The sequence below is a fragment of the Vibrio sp. Y2-5 genome (assembly GCF_014596725.1).
GTDB lineage: Bacteria > Pseudomonadota > Gammaproteobacteria > Enterobacterales > Vibrionaceae > Vibrio.
The window spans coordinates 1-540 of the sequence record NZ_JACVEG010000093.1 but is presented as its reverse complement, the minus strand read 5'-3'; the positions used below and the strand labels follow the sequence as shown (position 1 = coordinate 540).

Annotated in this window: 1 protein-coding gene; it reads left to right on the top strand. The window is 26.5% G+C overall.

The window, feature by feature from the left end; all coding sequences use genetic code 11:
- Nucleotides 1-122: 122 nt before the first annotated feature.
- Nucleotides 123-540 (top strand): hypothetical protein (locus HUO09_RS22075; protein WP_223159557.1); only part of this gene is annotated, 418 nt, incomplete at its 3' end.

The window sequence follows — 540 nt, the reverse complement described above, 5'->3', positions numbered from 1 at the left end:
TAATTTACAAATTAAAACATACTATTTTACCGTAATGTAAAAATTAAATGATTTAAATGGAGGTAGAGGTGTGTTAATTGCGATTTAAGAAGTGTTTAGCGTTTTTTTCTTTAATGATGATAATGTGTTTATCTGTTTTACCTAGTTTTGCTAGTGCAAATACATTTGATGATGCTATTCCTTCAACTAGGAATGGTTATGTTTGGAGTTTTTCGAGTTCTGTTATTGCTAGTGGTGATACTAAATATTATAGAGTGGATGAGAATTTTCCTTTAACTGTTAGTGAATTTAGAATGAATATTAGAAAAAATACTGGTGTTTTAGATACTTCTGTTATTTCTTTTTATTCAGGGGATAAGAAGTTGATAAAAAGTATTTTATTGTCAGGTTTTATTTTTGATGATCTTACTTTATATCGATTAGACGAAATTAAAAGTGTTAAGTATTTTTCTATTAAAAATAACACTGGTTCTAATTTTGTAGTGTCTCGTTTAGAATTTTCTAATGGTGATAATGCAAAGATTAAATTTCCCTTTGTTT